At 71.6% G+C, this 15,683-nt stretch carries 14 protein-coding genes; 6 read left to right on the forward strand and 8 right to left on the reverse strand.

The window, feature by feature from the left end:
* Positions 1 to 199 precede the first annotated feature (199 nt).
* The 3 genes from ACFWBW_RS09990 to ACFWBW_RS10000 are packed head-to-tail and all read right to left on the reverse strand — an operon-like array spanning position 200 to position 3,962.
* The gene (locus ACFWBW_RS09990; protein ID WP_385370174.1) at positions 200 to 1,993 is read right to left on the reverse strand and encodes a dipeptide ABC transporter ATP-binding protein; all 1,794 of its coding nucleotides are present in this window, start codon (positions 1,991 to 1,993) and stop codon (positions 200 to 202) included.
* Positions 1,990 to 2,982, reverse strand: a complete 993-nt coding sequence (locus tag ACFWBW_RS09995; RefSeq protein WP_385370176.1) for an ABC transporter permease — start codon at positions 2,980 to 2,982, stop codon at positions 1,990 to 1,992. The genes ACFWBW_RS09990 and ACFWBW_RS09995 overlap by 4 nt, the downstream gene beginning before the upstream one ends.
* The gene (locus ACFWBW_RS10000; protein ID WP_385370178.1) at positions 2,979 to 3,962 is read right to left on the reverse strand and encodes an ABC transporter permease; all 984 of its coding nucleotides are present in this window, start codon (positions 3,960 to 3,962) and stop codon (positions 2,979 to 2,981) included. Before ACFWBW_RS10000 ends, ACFWBW_RS09995 begins: the two co-directional genes overlap by 4 nt.
* 143 nt (positions 3,963 to 4,105) lie before the next feature.
* Here ACFWBW_RS10000 and ACFWBW_RS10005 point away from each other — a divergent pair, with 143 nt between their 5' ends.
* A complete protein-coding gene (locus ACFWBW_RS10005; RefSeq protein ID WP_385370180.1) occupies positions 4,106 to 5,335 on the forward strand; it encodes an RNA-guided endonuclease InsQ/TnpB family protein in 1,230 nt (409 codons plus the stop codon).
* A gap of 64 nt (positions 5,336 to 5,399) precedes the next feature.
* On the opposite strand, the gene ACFWBW_RS10010 is transcribed toward ACFWBW_RS10005, so the two are convergent.
* From ACFWBW_RS10010 to ACFWBW_RS10025, 4 genes are all read right to left on the reverse strand, one after another.
* Positions 5,400 to 7,139, reverse strand: coding sequence for an ABC transporter substrate-binding protein (locus ACFWBW_RS10010; protein WP_385370182.1), 1,740 nt, complete (start codon positions 7,137 to 7,139; stop codon positions 5,400 to 5,402).
* Positions 7,140 to 7,331: 192 nt separating this feature from the next.
* Positions 7,332 to 7,427 (reverse strand): Ms4533A family Cys-rich leader peptide, encoded by a 96-nt coding sequence (locus ACFWBW_RS10015; RefSeq protein WP_323182329.1) that lies wholly within the window; start codon positions 7,425 to 7,427, stop codon positions 7,332 to 7,334.
* Positions 7,428 to 7,473: 46 nt separating this feature from the next.
* Complete coding sequence (locus tag ACFWBW_RS10020) at positions 7,474 to 9,123, reverse strand: DUF3152 domain-containing protein (protein WP_385370184.1); 1,650 nt, start codon at positions 9,121 to 9,123, stop codon at positions 7,474 to 7,476.
* 3 nt (positions 9,124 to 9,126) lie between these two features.
* Entirely contained in the window at positions 9,127 to 10,140 is a 1,014-nt protein-coding gene (locus ACFWBW_RS10025; protein ID WP_385370186.1) for an alpha/beta fold hydrolase, read from the reverse strand.
* Positions 10,141 to 10,260: 120 nt separating this feature from the next.
* Between ACFWBW_RS10025 and ACFWBW_RS10030 the strand changes: the two genes are divergently transcribed.
* From ACFWBW_RS10030 to ACFWBW_RS10045, 4 genes are all read left to right on the forward strand, one after another.
* A complete protein-coding gene (locus tag ACFWBW_RS10030) occupies positions 10,261 to 10,476 on the forward strand; it encodes a hypothetical protein (RefSeq protein ID WP_385370188.1) in 216 nt (71 codons plus the stop codon).
* A 146-nt stretch (positions 10,477 to 10,622) separates the two neighbouring features.
* Entirely contained in the window at positions 10,623 to 11,261 is a 639-nt protein-coding gene (locus ACFWBW_RS10035; protein WP_214949215.1) for a TetR/AcrR family transcriptional regulator, read from the forward strand.
* Positions 11,262 to 11,479: 218 nt separating this feature from the next.
* Complete coding sequence (locus ACFWBW_RS10040) at positions 11,480 to 11,707, forward strand: DUF3107 domain-containing protein (protein WP_250741766.1); 228 nt, start codon at positions 11,480 to 11,482, stop codon at positions 11,705 to 11,707.
* A gap of 136 nt (positions 11,708 to 11,843) precedes the next feature.
* A complete protein-coding gene (locus tag ACFWBW_RS10045) occupies positions 11,844 to 12,146 on the forward strand; it encodes a hypothetical protein (protein ID WP_385370191.1) in 303 nt (100 codons plus the stop codon).
* A gap of 107 nt (positions 12,147 to 12,253) precedes the next feature.
* On the opposite strand, the gene ACFWBW_RS10050 is transcribed toward ACFWBW_RS10045, so the two are convergent.
* A complete protein-coding gene (locus ACFWBW_RS10050; protein WP_243335974.1) occupies positions 12,254 to 13,012 on the reverse strand; it encodes a ferritin-like fold-containing protein in 759 nt (252 codons plus the stop codon).
* Between the two features lie 463 nt (positions 13,013 to 13,475).
* Here ACFWBW_RS10050 and ACFWBW_RS10055 point away from each other — a divergent pair, with 463 nt between their 5' ends.
* Positions 13,476 to 15,578 carry a DEAD/DEAH box helicase gene (locus ACFWBW_RS10055; RefSeq protein ID WP_385370193.1) on the forward strand — a complete coding sequence of 701 codons (2,103 nt, stop codon included), beginning with the start codon at positions 13,476 to 13,478 and terminating at the stop codon, positions 15,576 to 15,578.
* Positions 15,579 to 15,683: the final 105 nt, after the last annotated feature.

A 15,683-nucleotide genomic window follows, 5' to 3' on the forward strand; every position in this document is an offset into this window, starting at 1 on the left:
GTAGGGGAGGGAGGGGTACCCCTTGTGGTTTTTTTTTTGGGTTTTTCTTGTGGGGTTTGGGGATCCGGGGGGGGGGGCTGGGGGGGGGGGTTGGGGGGCCGGGGTGGGGGTTTCCCCCCCCCGCCACCGGAAGGGGTGAAGAGTCGTAACTTTCCCGTACGGTTCGCGTTCGAGCACGCTAAGAACTACGTGGGGCGGTCTACGAGGCCCCCGCGAGCACTCCGCCGGAACGGCTCCGGCCGAGCCTGCGGGCGGCGGCCAGGGCGGGGTCGAGGGCCGGTACGGCCGCCAGCAGTTCCCGGGTGTAGGCGTGCGCCGGCCGGTCGTAGACCTCGTCGACGGGGCCCTCCTCCACGATCACCCCGCCCCTCATGACGGCGACCCGGTCGCTGACCTGACGCACCACCGCGAGGTCGTGCGCGATGAAGACCAGCGCGATCCCGAGCTCCTGCTGGAGCTCGGCCAGCAGGGCGGTGACCTGCGCCTGCGTGGTGACGTCGAGGGCCGAGACGGGCTCGTCGCAGACGATCAGCCGGGGCCGGGGCGCGAGGGCCCGGGCGATACCGACGCGCTGGCGCTGGCCGCCGCTGAACTCGTGCGGGTACCGGTCGTAGTGCGCCTCCTCCAGCCCCACGCGCAGGAGCAGTTCACCGACCCGGGCCCGGATGGCGGACCGGTCCTTCTCCCCGGCCGCGCGCAGCGGGTCCGCGATGGACTCGCCGACCGACCGGCGCGGGTTGAGCGAGGACACCGGGTCCTGGAACACCATCTGCACCCCGGGCACCAGGCCGGCGCTCTCCACCCCGTCCCGCCGGACCTGCCCGGAACTGGGCTCCAGCAGCCCGACGAGCATCCGCCCGAGGGTACTCTTGCCGCTGCCGCTCTCCCCGACGATCCCGAGCGTCTCCCCACCCCGCACGAACACCGACACCCCCGCCACGGCCTCCACCCGCCGCTTCCCCCGCCCGAACTCCTTCCGCAGCGAAAACGCCTCGACGACGGGCACGGAATCCAGCGACGCCAATTCCAGCCCCGCCGGCGTTTGAGGCGCGGGGTCCGGGGCGGAGCCCCGATCTTTGAGCCGCACCCGGCTCTGCCTCGGCAGCCCCACCGGGCCCGATTCCAGCCCCTCCGGCGATTGAGGAGCGGGCACGGGCAGCGCCCGTACGGCCGCCGGCCGGGCCACCCGCACCGCGTCGAGCCGCGGCACCGCCGCCAGCAGCGCCCCTGTGTACGGATCGGCCGGAGCAGAGAGCACGGACCCGACCGGGCCCCGCTCCACGACACCGCCGTCCCGCATCACCAGCACCGCGTCCACGTTCTCCGCCGCCACCCCCACGTCGTGCGTGACGAGCAGCAGCCCGAGCCCCCGCTCCTCCCGCAGCCCGTGCAGCAGGTCGAGGATCTGCGCCTGGACGGTGACGTCGAGCGCCGTGGTCGGCTCGTCCGCGATCAGCAGCTTCGGCTCGCACGCCAACGCCATCGCGATCAGGGCCCGTTGGCGCATGCCCCCGCTGAACTCGTGCGGCCGCGCGCGGGAGCGGCGCACCGCGTCGGGTATGCCGACCCGGTCCAGCACCTCCACCGCCCGCGCCCGGGCCGCACGGCGCGAGGCGGAGACGTGCACCCGGTACACCTCGGCGATCTGGTCGCCGATGGCGTAGTACGGGTCCAGGGAGCTCAGCGGATCCTGGAAGACCATCGCGGCGACACCCCCGCGCAGCTCCCGGAGCTGGGCCGGGGAGGCCGCGCCCACGTCGGTTCCGCCGACCCGGACGGTGCCGCCAAGCCGCGCTCCGGTGCCGCGGTGCAGCCCCAACAGGGCTGTTGCGACAGTCGACTTGCCGCTTCCGGATTCCCCCACGATGCCCAGGGCGCGGCCGGGCTCCAGACTGAAGGACACCCCGTCCACGGCCCGTACGTACTCCCCCGGCCGGCCGACCGGGAAGTCGACGGTGAGCCCGCTGACGTCCACCAGCGAAGCATGCGTCATGCCAGAACCACCCTTCGGTCCGCGACGGCGTACAGCACGTCGGCGACGACACCCGCGAGCACCACGGCGGCGCCGATGGCGAGGACCACGCCCACCACCACGGGCAGGTCCACGACCCGTACGCCGTCGATGAGGGTCTTGCCGAGCCCGGGGATCCCGAACAGCGACTCGGTCAGCACGGCGCCGCCGATCATGGTGCCGAAGTCCACGGCGCTGAGCGCGATCACCGGGGCCACCGCGCCCCGCACGGCGTGCCGGGTCACGATGGCCCGCTCCCCCACCCCGTAGGCGCGGAAGGTGCGGATGTGGTCCTCGGCGAGCGTCTCGAGGATGGAACTACGGCTCAGCCGGGCGTACTTGGCGCTCTCGAAGAAGCCGAGGGTCACCCAGGGCAGCAGCATGTTCCACGCCCACTGCTCGGGGTCGTCGCCGAGCGGTACGTACGTGGGGAAGGGCAGCCACTGGAGGTAGGCGCAGAAGGCCATGAGCAGCAGCAGCCCGAGGATGAAGACGGGGGTGCCGGTGGCGGCGAGCGTGAGCACGGTCAGCGCCCGCTCGGTGAAACCGCCCCGGCGCAGCGCGGACAGCAGTCCGGTGCCGACGCCGATCACGAGCCAGATCACCAGCGCCCCCAGCGCCAGTGACAGGGTGGCGGGGAGCCGCTCCAGCAGCAGCTCGGTGACCTGCTGGTCGTTCTGGTACGAGAATCCGAGGCAGGGCGCGTCGCAGTGCAGGACGAGCCCGGCGCCGCCGGAGGAGTCCCGGCCCACCAGCAGTCCCTGGAGGAAGTGCAGGTACTGCGCGACCGCCGACTCGTTCAGCCCGAGCTGTTCGCGCACCTGGGCGATCTGCGCCGGGTTGCAGCGCTCCCCGCAGGCGAGGCGGGCGGGGTCGCCTGGGACCAGGTAGAAGAGGGCGTAGATCACGACGGACAGGGTGAGCAGCACGAGCAGTGCGCCGCCGGTCCGTTTGAGCACGAAGCGGGTCACGCCTTGCGCTCCTTTCTGGTGCCGACCCGCAGCCGCGAGTCCTCGCGCGGGTCCAGGGCCGTGCGGACGGCGTCGCCGAGCACGGTGAAGGCGAGCACGGTGACGAAGAGCAGCCCGGCGGGGAGCAGCACGTAGGTGGGGTCGGCGCGGAACCAGGTCTGGGCGCTGGAGAGCATCTGCCCCCAGGAGGGGGTGGGCGGTTTCACGCCGACCCCGAGGAAGGACAGGGAGGCCTCGACCACCATGGCGGTGGGCACCTTGATCGCGGCGAGGGTGATGACGGGCGCGGCCAGCGAGGGCAGCAGCTCCCGGCGGGCGATCCGCAGGGTGCCGTTGCCCGAGAGCCGGGCGGCGTCGACGAAGTCCAGCTCCTTGAGGGAGAGGGTCTGGGCGCGCACCATCCGGGCGAGGCCGCCCCAGTCGAGCAGTCCGATGACCAGGATCAGCAGCAGCGGCCGCGGGAACGCGGGCGGGACGACGGCGGTGAGGGCGACGGCGATCACCAGCAGGGGCAGGGCGATCATCACATCGGTGAACCGGCTGACGACCTGGCCGGCGAACCGGCCGCCGAGGGCGGCGGCGAGCCCGACGCCCACGCCGACGAGGACCTGGACGGCGGTGGCGCCGAGCGCGACGAGCAGGGAGATCCGGGCCCCGTAGAGCAGCCGGGTGAACAGGTCGCGGCCGGTGCCGGGTTCCACGCCGAGCCAGTGTTCGCCGGAGATTCCGCCGAAGGACCCGATGGGGACGCCGCCGCGCGCGGAGTCGACGAGCTCGTCGTGGTAGGCGTTCGGGTCCTGGCCGGTGAGCTGCGCGAACAGCGGTGCGGCGAGGGCGAGGAGGACGAGGAGTGCGAGGACGGCGGCCGCCGCCACGGCCGAGGGCCGGGCGCGCAGCCGCCGCAGTATCTGCCGCCCGAGGCCCGGGCCCGGGGCGACGGCCCCGGGCCCGGACACCGGCCGGTCGGCGAGCAGCGTCACCGGACTCCTCCGAGGAAGGCCCGGCCTTCAGACCTGGAAGGAATGGGCTCTCGAATCGGAGTCGCGAAGCGGCAGAGGTCTCTGCGCATCTGGCCTGACCTGTACTTTCGGCTGTTGTCAGTGGGCGGGGCTAGGTTGTTGGGATGGCGATGACACCGATGGCGGGAGATGCCGGGTACGCCCGGTGGACCTTCCGAGTTCGCGTGTCGTCCACCGCTCTCGCCGCCTTGATGGGTGAGTGGGACCGGTGCCGCTGGGTGTGGAACGAGTGCTGCGCGAAATCGAAACAGACGCACCTGTGGAACAAGAACCGGCCCGCCGAGACGGACAAGCGGACCTGTGGCCCGGCTCAGCTCGACAAGATGCTGACCGAAGCCCGCACCAGGAACACCTGGCTTCGCGAGGGTTCCTCTGTCCCGCAGCAGCAACTGATCCGGGATTTCGGGAAGTCCCGGGCCAAGGCGCAGAAGGATGTCAACGACCGGTTGCCGGTGCGGCAGCGGGCCGGTATGCCGAAGTGGAAGAAGAAGCGGGAAGTGCTGCCGTCCCTCAACTACACCAAGCGTGGGTTTCGGTTGAAGGACGGGAAGCTGCACTTGGCGGGCGGGATCGCCTTGACGGTGGTGTGGTCGCGGAATCTTCCTGCCGCCCCGTCCAGTGTGCGTGTCTGTCAGGACAGTCTCGGCCACTGGTACTGCTCGTTCGTCGTCCCCGCCGAGGTCGAGCCGCTTGCGGAAACCGGCGCGGTGATCGGGATCGACTGGGGCGTGCGCGAGACCGCGACCACCACCAGCGACGACCACGACCTTCCTCACGCCGAGCACGGGAAGACGGCCGCGCCGAAGCTCGCCCGCTACCAGCGCATGATGGCCCGCCGGAAGCCGCCGAGGGGCAAGCCCGGATCGAAGGGCTACCAGCGGGCGAAGAAGCTGACGGCGAAGATCCACAAGAAGGTGACCCGGCAACGCCAGGACACCGGCCGCAAGTGGGCCAAGCGCGTGGTCCGCGACCATGACGCCCTTGCGGTGGAGGACTTCCGTCCGAAGTTCCTCGCCAAATCCACCATGGCACGCAAGGCTGCCGACGCTGCGATCTCTGCAACGAAGGCGGCCCTGATCGAGATGGGCCACAAGCACGGCCGGACCGTGATCCTGGTACATCCCGCGCACACCACGATGGACTGCGCGCAGTGCGGAGCGAGAACCAAGCACGCACTACCTCTCTCAGAACGAACGTATGCCTGCACCGCGTGCGGAGCGGTGTCCCCCAGAGACAAGAACTCCGCACGCGTGATGCTGGTCCGGGCTGGTCTCAACCCGGCTGGTGCTGATCGCGGAAGACCAGACCAGGCGCTGCCTGGCCTGGCAGCGTGAGCCAGAAATCCCCGATCAGCCCTGGAGGGTGAGGAATCCCCTCACCCTCCAGGGAGGGGAGGATTCAATTGACCGAGACCTGCGAGACGTCGAGGACGCCGGTCCAGTCGCTGATGACGACGTTCTTGACGTCCTTGCCGACGAGCCGCTTGTAGACCGGGTGGAAGAGCGGGACGTCGAGCGCCTGCTCGCCGATCTTCTTGTCGAGGGCGCCCCAGCGCTTGCCGGCCGCCGCGAGGTCGGTCAGCTTGGCGATCTCGTCGATCTCGGTGTTGACGGCGGGGTCGTCGAGCTGCGCGTGGTTGTAGTTGGTGCCGTTGGTGACGATCTGCCGGCCGTCGAAGATCGGGGCGAGGAAGGGTGCGCCGGAGGGCCAGTCGGCGCCCCAGCGGGAGAGGAAGAAGCCGGGGGTGTTCTTGACGTCCCAGCGCTTCTCGTTGAAGGCGTTGTTCTCCAGTCCCTCCAGCTTGACGGTGATCCCGGCGGCGGCGAGCGCCTGCTGCACGGCGGTGGCCACCTCGGGGCTGGTCTGCCGGTTCTGGGCGTTGGAGTGGGTGAGCGTGATGGTCAGTCCGTCCTTGTAGCCCGCCTCGGCCAGCAGCGCCTTGGCCTTGGCCGGGTCTCCGGTCTTGCCTGCCGGGAAGTGGTCGTACGGGGTGAAGCCGAAGGCCTCCTGCTCGGGCAGGAAGGTGGTGGCGGGCTCGGCGAGGGCGGAGCCGCCGGCCGCGTTGATCACGCTGGTGCGGTTGATGGCGTGGGAGATCGCCTGGCGGACCTTCGGGTTGTCGAAGGGGGCGACCTTCGGGTTGAAGGCGAGGTAGTTGACGTAGCCGAAGTGGCCGGTGCCGACGCGCCCGTTCAGCTCCTTGTTGCCGCCGATCTGGGCGAGTTCGGCCGGTCCGAGGTTGGTGTCGGTGGTGACCGCGGCCGCGTCGGCGCCGGAGCTGGTGGACAGGCGCTGGTTGATGACCGCCGCGTCGAGCCCGGAGCGGACGTCGATCTTGTCCGGGTAGGCCTTGCGCTCCTCGTCGGTCTTCTCGTCCCAGTTCTCGTTGCGCTCCAGGGTGAGGTGCTCGCCGTCGTTCTCGTTCTTGACGACCTTGTACGGGCCCGAGGAGACCGGGTGCTCCTCGTACTTGACCCCGGTGTCCTTGGCCTTGGGCACGGGCGCGAACTGCGTCTGCGTGGCGAGGAAGGGGAACTCCCCCTCGGGCTTGCGGAGTTTGAAGACGATCGTCTTCGCGTCGGGCACGACGATCGAGTCGAGCCCCTTGCCGCCGTCCTTGTACGGGCCCTCGTAGGTCTCCCCGCCGACCAGCCAGTCGCGCAGGTACGGGGCTCCGCCCGACAGCTCGGCGGCGAAGGACCGCTCGATGCCGTACTTGATGTCGGCGGTGGTGATCGGCGAGCCGTCCTCGTACTTGAGCCCGTCCTTGAGGGTGTAAGTCCACTCGGTGGCGTCGGCGTTGGGCTTGCCGAGGTCGGTGGCGAGGTCGGGCACGACCTTGGCGCCGGCCGGGCCCGCCTCGCGGTTGCGGGTGGTGAGCGTGCGGAAGACGAGCGAGGGGACGTTGCCGCCGCCGGAGGTGTACAGGCGGGCCGGGTCGAAGTCGCTCTGCGGCTCGTTGTTGAGGACGGTCAGGGTGCCGCCCTTCTGCGGGGCGGCGCCGGAAGCGCCCGGCTTGTCGCCGGCGGAGGCCTTGTCCGCGCTGTCCTTGGGCCCGCAGGCGGCGGCGCCCCCGGCCAGAACGAAGCTGACGGCGACCGCGGCCACGCGGCGCGATATGAGGGACTGACGGGCCATGGGAAAAGGGACCTCTCGGCGTGAAGGGAGATGCGGAAAAGGCCACGCGAGGGGCAGCGGTCCACGTCGGCACGGTCGGCGGCGTGCCGACGGCGGGGACGGAAAACGTCAGGAAGCCGCACCTGCGGGCTGGTGGGCCCCGGGCGCGGCGGAATGACTGGGAAAAGAGGAAGTCGCGCGCTCAGGGAGGCGTCAGCGACAGAGGATGTCGGCCACGCTGTGCGCGGTCACACCAAGCAGCGCCAGCTCAATGGCGGCGCTCGCGGTGGTGGTGTGAAGGTGCGACATGCGGAGAACAATGACCGACCATCGGACAGCTTGTCAACGCGGTTGATCAACTCCCGGGATACACCCAGGGGTTGGGTTTGCACTTGATGTTGTTGATGTCCAGGGATTTCGTCTGCTGCTGCATGATCGGGGCGAGCGCGCCCGGCGTCTGGCAGCTCACGTGGCCGTGGCCGAGCCGGTGGCCGACCTCGTGGTTGATCAGCATCTGGCGGTAGGCGAACATCTGGTCCGCGCCGTACGTCGCCGAACCCTGGGACCAGCGGTACGCGTTGATCATCACGCGGTCGGTCGACGCGGAGTCGCAGGAGACGTTGTCGATGGTGGTGTCGAGCCCGGACTTCCTGCACCAGACGCCGGTGGTCCCGGGGCTGGCGAGCGTGATCACGAAATCGGCCGAGCCGCCCGGCACCCGCTCGAAGGTCTTCGTACCGCCGTGGCCCCAGCTGCGGTCGTCGTTGAGCGTGCGGTGCACGGCCTCGGCGAACAGCTGCGGATCCAGGCCGAGTCCCTGCTCCACGTCGATGCGGTAGCGGACCACCTTGCCCTTGCCGGGCGCCTGCGCCACACCGGGCACGGTGTCGAAGACGCCGGATCCCTTCAGCTTCTCGTCGATGGGGAACTGCTGCGCCATCTTCTGGTCGTACGTGAGCTCCGGCGCGGCCTTGATCGCCGCGGAGGCGTCCGGGGTGGGCCGGCCGTCGGAGCGGGAGGCGGCGGAGTCGCCCTGCGCGGCGAGCCTGTTGCCCTCGTCGGCGGCACGCACGGTGTTCTTGGCGCCGTCGTCCTCGGAGGCCGCCTGGCCCGCGACGACGACGGCGAGCACGACGGTGACGGCCGCGGCGGCCATCCCGGCGTACGTACGGCCCCTGCCGCCGCGCCCGGCCGGCTGCGGCGCCTCCTCCGCCTCCTCCGCCTCTTCGACGGGGGTGACGACCGGCGTACGCGGCGCGGGGATCCGGCGGTGCGAGCCGGTGGCGGTGAAGGCGTCCTCGGCGAAGAGGGCCTCGGCGGCGGGGACGGCACGGTAGGAGCCGGTCGTCGTGAAGGCGTCCTCGCGAACCGGGATCCGGCGGTGCGAACCCGTCGCGGTCATCGGCGGGTCGAGGGTGACCTGCGGGAAGCCGACCGCGGGGGTACCGAAGGCCGGGGTGTCGTAGACGGGGGTGGCGTAGCCCTGGGTTCCGTGACCCGGGGTGTCGTAGACCGGCGTGCCGTGACCGGGGGTCTCATAGACCGGCGTGCCATGCCCGGGAGTCCCGTAGACCGGCGTGCCATGCCCGGGGGTCTCATAGACCGGCGTGCCATGCCCCGGAGTCCCGTAGACCGGCATGCCGTGACCCGGGGTCCCGTAGACCGGCATGCCGTGACCCGGGGTGTCGTAGACCGGGGCAGGTGCGCCCGCGCCGGCCGCCGGCCGGGTGCGCGGGGCCCCGCGCCAGTCGCCGTAGGCCGACCCGGTACCGGCGGCCGCGCCCCAGGCTCCGCCGGGCTCGCGCTGTTCGGGGTGGCCGCCGCGCGCGCCGGACACCGGCTCGTGGCGCGGCGTGGCCGCGTACCCGCGCGGGGCGGCGGCCGGTTCGGCCCACCCGGCCGGGGCCGGGGAAGCGGCCCGTGCACCGGCCCGTTCGGCCGGCTGCGGATGGCCTGAGCCGGGACCGGAAGCCTTGGCGGGCTCCTTGCGACTATGTCGTCCCACGTATCAGCCCTTGCCGTCCTCGTCGGTGTTCCTGGTGTGCAAGGTGTTCACGGTGTTCCCGTCCCCGGTGGCGTCCAGCAGCTCCCGGAAGGCGGCCGCGACCACCTCGGGGTACTCCATCATCGCCACGTGCCCGGCCTCCGGAAGGGACAGCAGCCGCGAACCCCGGTAGGCCGCGGCGGCCTTGCGCGCCATACGGTACGAGACGAGCTGGTCCCGGCCACCGTAGACCAGCAGGGTCGGTGCGAGCACCCGCTGTGCCTGGCGCCACAGTCCGTGCTGGCCGCCGAGGGTGTACGCGTCGACGATGCCGCGCGAGGAACGGGTCATCGCGTCCCAGAAGTACGGCAGCGCGAGCCGCCGTTCCATTTCCTCGACGGCAGCCTCGAACACCTCGGGCTTCACCCGGGAGGGGTCCCCGTACAGGAGGTCCGTGAGCCCCCGGGTGCGCCGCTCGGCGCTCAGACCCCGGGTCAGCCGGTCGAGCACCCCGGCCATGCCGGGTACGGCGAGCAGCGCGGTCGGCACGGCCGACTTCTGCACGCGCAGTTCGGGCAGGGCCGGGGAGACCAGCGTCAGCGTGCGCACCAGGTCGGGCCGGACGGCCGCGACCCGGGTGGAGACCGCCCCGCCGAGGGAGTTGCCGAACAGGTGCACCGGTCCGCGCCCGGCGGCGTCGAGGTGGCGGATGACGGTGCGCGCGAGCGCGGTCACCGAGTAGTCCCGGTCGGCGGGCGGCGGGGACCACCCGAATCCGGGCAGGTCCACGGCCTCGCCGTCGACGGAATCGGCCAGCCGCCCCATGAGCGCGGACCAGTTCTGCGAGGAACCGCCGAGCCCGTGGACGAAAAGTGCGGGCGGCAGGCCGGCCCGGACCGGCGGGCGTACCCGTACGTTCATTTCCAGCCCGGGCAGCCGGTCGGTGCGCAGCTGCTCCCCGTCGGCCACTCGCACGGCTCCCACCTGGGAAGACGGCGCGGCCGTGGACCGTACACCCGGCAGCTCGGTCGAAGACATGGGGCAATGTTACGAGACGATCACGCGGCTCCTCTTGTGTTCGCCGTCACAGATGCTTGCGGAACCGCCTAGCGGGGTATCCGCGATCCTCCTAGGCTCGTAGGTGGAAAGGGGTGCTCCATGACTGTCGACCCTGCGGAACCGGACACCTTCCAGTCAGAGGTGCAGGAAACCCTCGATGTGGAAGCCCCCGAGGCGGACGCGGCGGAGCAGAACGCGGAGTTGAATCCGGTCGAGGACGATCCGCTGACCCCCGTGGGCCAGCGCGAAGCCTCCGACGGGGACGCCGCCGAGCAGACCCGGGTGGTGCCCCTCGACGAGGACGATTACCGCTGAGCAAGCGCTGACCAGCATCTCCGGCGGGTAACCGGCGGTCCGTACCGCGAGAAAACTCGGCTTGAACCCACCAGATTCGGTTACCGAAAAGTACGATGGCCGCGCGACGCAAGGCGCACTGTGTTCTAGAGAAAGTGGGAGGCGGCGTGACAGCCATCGAGCAGACCGAGGCAGCGCGTCCGCGGGGCACGCGACTTCCGCGCCGGGCCCGGCGCAACCAGCTCCTGGGCGCCGCCCAGGAGGTCTTCGTCGCGCAGGGTTACCACGCGGCGGCCATGGACGACATCGCGGAGCGTGCCGGAGTCAGCAAGCCGGTGCTCTACCAGCACTTCCCCGGCAAGCTCGACCTCTACCTGGCGCTCCTGGACCAGCACTGCGAGGCCCTGCTGCTCGCCGTGCGCACCGCGCTCGCGTCGACGAACGACAACAAGATGCGCGTCGCCGCGACCATGGACGCGTACTTCGCGTACGTCGAGGACGAGGGCGGCGCCTTCCGGCTGGTCTTCGAGTCGGACCTGACGAACGAGCCGGCGGTGCGCGAGCGCGTCGACCGCGTCTCGCTGCAGTGCGCCGAGGCCATCTCGGACGTCATCGCCGAGGACACCGGCCTGTCGAAGGACGAGTCGATGCTGCTGGCCGTGGGCCTGGGCGGGGTCTCGCAGGTCGTGGCCCGGTACTGGCTGTCGAGCGAGAGCCCGGTCGCCCGTGACACCGCGGTGGGCCTGCTGACCTCCCTCGCCTGGCGCGGAATCGCCGGCTTCCCGCTGCACCCGACGGACGTCTGAGCGAGGTCCGGGCGGCGTCCGGGCGGCACCTGACCGGCGCCTGACCGGCCTCGGCCCGGCTTTCCGGGCCGGTCCCGGCGGTGCCCGCCGGTCCGGCCGGCGGCTGTTCGCTGCGAGCGTTTTCGCCGCGCGGCGGACACGTCCCCTCTCCGGGCTAATGTGGACCGGGTAACGGCGCGGCGTGATCGCGCGAACCGGACCGTCGGAGGGACAAGGCCGTGGAGGTCAAGATCGGCGTGCAGCACGCACCCCGGGAGATCGTGCTCGAGAGCGACCTGAGTGCCGAGGAGCTGGAGAGCATCGTCACCGCCGCCCTGTCCGGCTCGGCGCCGCTGCTGAGCCTCACGGACATCAAGGGCCGCAAGGTCCTGGTGCCGTCCGAGCGCCTGTCGTACGTCGACCTGGGCGAGCCCAGCGTGCGCAAGGTCGGCTTCGGCGCGCTCTGAACACCCAGAAGTACCGAGAACGGCCCGGTGGACGACTCCACCGGGCCGTTTCCGTTTCCTCCGCTTCGGGTAGGACCGCTGTAAGAAGCACGCTCCCGGTACGCCCCGGTACGTCCGCCGTTCGAGAGGAATCCCCATGCTGCTGATCGAGGCGCTCGGCTCCGCTCTCCTGGGCCTCGCCCTGGCCGGGGCGGCCGTCCGTGCGTTCGGCCCGCGGCTGCCCTCTCCACGGACGGTGCTGGTGAGCGGAGTCGCGGGTGCCCTCTTCGGCGCCTATCTGACGCACACCGCTCTGGGCCCCGGGCACAACACCCTGTTCGCGACCCTGATCGGCGGCGCGCTGGTCTCGGCGGTGGTCCTGTCCCTGCTGCTGCGGCCTGCCGGCCGGACTGCGAGGCCGTCCCACCGGACTCCCTTTTCGGTTCCGACGCGGGGTTAGACGACCCCACTGACCCATGACATCGGCCCCCGTGCGGAGCTTCCGCGCGGGGGCCGACGTACGTCTCGGGGCCGGGATGGGGCCCAGGAGCGGGACCGGGACCGGGACTAGGCCGCGAGACCCAGGGCCGCCATGCGCTTGGTGTGCGCCTTGGTGATCCGGGTGAACATCTCGCCGACGGCCGCCAGGTCGAAGCCGGCCGCCATCCCGTCCACCCCGCCGACCAGCATGGTGGAGAGCGCGTCACGCTCGGCGACCACGCGCTGCGCCTGCGACAGGGCCTCGCCCATCAGCCGGCGGGCCCACAGCGCGAGCCGGCCGCCGCAGCGCGGGTCGGCCTCGATGGCGGCGCGCACCTTCTCCACGGCGAAACCGCCGTGGCCGGTGTCGTCGAGCACGCTCACGACGAGCCCGCGGGTGTCCGTGTCGAGGTGGGTGGCCACCTCGCGGTAGAAGTCGCTGGCGATGGAGTCGCCCACGTAGGCCTTGACCAGGCCCTCCAGCCAGTCCGACGGGGCGGTCTGGCGGTGGAAGTCGTCGACGCCCTTCGCGAAGGGCTCCATCGCGGCGGTGGCGTCCTCGTCGATCGCGGTGAGCCGGTCGCGCAGGCGCTCGAAGTGGTGGAACTCGGCGGAGGCCATCTTCGCGAGCTCGGCCTTGTCCCCGAGGGTGGGCGCGAGCTTCGCGTCCTCCGCGAGGCGTTCGAAGGCCGCGAGTTCGCCGTACGCGAGCGCCCCGAGCAGATCCACCACGGCGGCCCGGTACTGCGGCGAGGCGGAGGCCGTGGCCCAGTCCTGGGCGGCGATGCCGGCTGCCTCGGAGGGGGCGCTTTCGTCGGCGGGCGATGCGTTTTCAACGGTCGACATGCTCCGCACAATAGCTCGCCGAAAGGCACCGTGAACCACCTGCTCAGTCCACGTAAACGCGCCTACCTGGTGAATTCACCCGACACAGCTGCGAGATTCCGGGGTACAGTGGTAATGCGCCTGCCGAACACTCGGCGGGCCATCCGAATGAGGATGCCCGGTCGGTGGCCCGATCGGCTCCACCCGACCGCCCTCGGCGTGATGCGCACGTTCATACGTCGCCTCCCACGAGGGGCCCCCTCAGCGGCATAAAGCGCCTGAGCGATGGCTCGTGGTCCCGCGCAGCTTCGTACGTACGTAGTAGTACTGCAAGCCCGGCACGGTACGACCCCCTTCGCCGCCTCGCGCCGCGTCTCACAGAAGAGGCAGCACCCTGACTACGTTCCGAGACCTCGGGATCTTTCCCGAGACGGCCGAAGCCCTTGAGGCCGTCGGCATTGTGTCCCCCTTCCCGATCCAGGAGATGACCCTCCCCGTCGCCATGTCCGGCACGGACGTCATCGGCCAGGCCAAGACCGGTACCGGCAAGACGCTCGGTTTCGGCCTCCCCCTGCTGGAGCGCGTCGTCGTTCCCGCGGACGTCGAGGCCGGCCGTTCCACGCCGGATCAGCTCACCGACGCCCCGCAGGCCCTCGTGGTGGTTCCGACCCGCGAGCTCTGCACCCAGGTCACCAACGACCTCCTCACCGCGGGCAAGGTCCGCAACGTCCGCGTCCTCGCCATATACGGCGGCCGCGCGTACGAGCCGCAGGTCGAGGCGCTCAAGAAGGGCGTCGACGTCATCGTCGGCACCCCGGGCCGCCTGCTCGACCTGGCCGGACAGAAGAAGCTGGACCTCTCCAAGGTCAAGGCCCTCGTCCTCGACGAGGCCGACGAGATGCTCGACCTGGGCTTCCTGCCCGACGTCGAGCGGATCATGAGCTACCTGCCGGCCAAGCGTCAGACGATGCTGTTCTCGGCGACCATGCCGGGTGCGGTCATCGGACTGGCCCGCCGCTACATGACCCAGCCGACGCACATCCGCGCCGTCTCCGAGGACGGTGAGGGCGCGACCGTCGCCAACACCACGCAGCACGTCTTCCGTGCGCACAACATGGACAAGCCGGAGCTCGTCTCCCGCATCCTGCAGGCCGAAGGCCGCGGGCTCGCCATGATCTTCTGCCGCACCAAGCGCACGGCGGCCGACATCGCCGAGCAGCTGGAGAAGCGCGGCTTCGCCTCCGGCGCCGTCCACGGCGACCTGGGCCAGGGCGCCCGCGAGCAGGCGCTGCGCGCCTTCCGCAACGGCAAGGTCGACGTGCTGGTCTGCACCGACGTCGCCGCGCGCGGTATCGATGTCGAGGGTGTCACCCACGTCATCAACTACCAGACGCCCGAGGACGAGAAGACCTTCCTGCACCGCGTGGGCCGCACCGGCCGCGCGGGCAAGAAGGGCATCGCCGTCACCCTGGTCGACTGGGACGACATCCCGCGCTGGCAGCTGATCAACAAGGCGCTGGAGCTGGACTTCCACGACCCGGTGGAGACGTACTCCACGTCCCCGCACCTGTACGAGCAGATGAACATCCCGGCCGGCACCAAGGGCGTCCTGCCGCGTGCCGAGCGCACGCGGGCCGGCCTGAAGGCCGAGAACCTGGAAGACCTGGGCGAGACCGGCGGCCGCGGTGGCCGTGGCGGTCCGGGCGGTGGCCGTGACAGCGGCCGCGACGGCGGTCGCGACCGTGGTCGCGATGCCGGCCGCGACGGTGGACGTGACGGTGGCCGCGGCGTGGTCGCCCCGGTCGCCGCCGAGGAGCGTCCCGCCCGCGCGCCGCGCCAGCGCCGCCGTACCCGTGGCGGCTCGGACTCGGGCGCCGAGCTCCTGACCCCGGTGACCACCGAGGCCACGCCGGTCAGCCCGGTCGCCGCGCCCGTCGCCGCGCCCGCCGCGGCGGTGCAGGCACCGGAGGCTCCGGCCGCCGACGAGGCGCGCAAGCCGCGCCGTCGCCGGACCCGGTCGGCCGCCCCGGCCGCCACCTTCGTCGCCCCCGCGACGGCGCTGGAGCCCCTGGCCCCGTTCGTCAGGGAGCCGGAGCCGGACTTCCAGATCGCCCCGCCGGTCGAGCCGGTCCGGGAGCGCCGCACCGGCGCCGCCCGCACCAGCGCCCCGCGGAGCAGCGCCCCGCGTGCCCGTGCCCCCCGCAAGGCCGCGGCCGCTCCGGCCGCCGCCCCGGTGGCCGAGGTCGTCGCCCAGGCCGCCGTGGTCGAGGCTCCGGCCGCTCCGGTCGTCGCGCCGGTCGTCGCCGCGGTCGCGGTCGCCGAGGAGGCCCCGGCCAAGCCGAAGCGCACGCGGACCCGCAAGGTCGCCGCTGCCGCCCCGGCCGCCGAGGTCGTCGCCGAAGCCGCCGCCCCGGTGGCGGAGGAGGCTCCGGTCAAGCCGAAGCGCACCCGCACCCGCAAGGTCGCGGCCGTCGCCCCGGAGGCTCCGGCCGTCGAGGCCGCCGCCGTGGCCGAGGAGGCTCCGGTCAAGCCGAAGCGCACGCGGACCCGCAAGGCCGTCGCCGCGGTGGAGACCCCGGAGGCGTAACGCCCTGGCGAGGGGCCCGGTCCCCCTTTGAGGGGGACGGGGACACCAGAGTACCCCGGGAACCAGGAGAGATCCCCTACAAAAATAAAGGGCAGTGAACCCTGG

The organism is Streptomyces sp. NPDC059957 (assembly GCF_042730015.1).
GTDB lineage: Bacteria > Actinomycetota > Actinomycetes > Streptomycetales > Streptomycetaceae > Streptomyces.

Excerpts from the sequence above, each read along its gene's own strand:
- ACFWBW_RS10005 (WP_385370180.1), top strand. The coding sequence starts at position 4,106 with ATGGCGATGACACCGATGGCGGGAGATGCCGGGTACGCCCGGTGGACC.
- ACFWBW_RS10045 (WP_385370191.1), top strand. The coding sequence starts at position 11,844 with ATGCTGCTGATCGAGGCGCTCGGCTCCGCTCTCCTGGGCCTCGCCCTG.
- ACFWBW_RS10050 (WP_243335974.1), bottom strand. The coding sequence starts at position 13,012 with ATGTCGACCGTTGAAAACGCATCGCCCGCCGACGAAAGCGCCCCCTCC.
- ACFWBW_RS10015 (WP_323182329.1), bottom strand. The coding sequence starts at position 7,427 with ATGTCGCACCTTCACACCACCACCGCGAGCGCCGCCATTGAGCTGGCG.
- ACFWBW_RS10030 (WP_385370188.1), top strand. The coding sequence starts at position 10,261 with ATGACTGTCGACCCTGCGGAACCGGACACCTTCCAGTCAGAGGTGCAG.
- ACFWBW_RS10025 (WP_385370186.1), bottom strand. The coding sequence starts at position 10,140 with ATGTCTTCGACCGAGCTGCCGGGTGTACGGTCCACGGCCGCGCCGTCT.
- ACFWBW_RS10010 (WP_385370182.1), bottom strand. The coding sequence starts at position 7,139 with ATGGCCCGTCAGTCCCTCATATCGCGCCGCGTGGCCGCGGTCGCCGTC.
- ACFWBW_RS10055 (WP_385370193.1), top strand. The coding sequence starts at position 13,476 with ATGACCCTCCCCGTCGCCATGTCCGGCACGGACGTCATCGGCCAGGCC.
- ACFWBW_RS09990 (WP_385370174.1), bottom strand. The coding sequence starts at position 1,993 with ATGACGCATGCTTCGCTGGTGGACGTCAGCGGGCTCACCGTCGACTTC.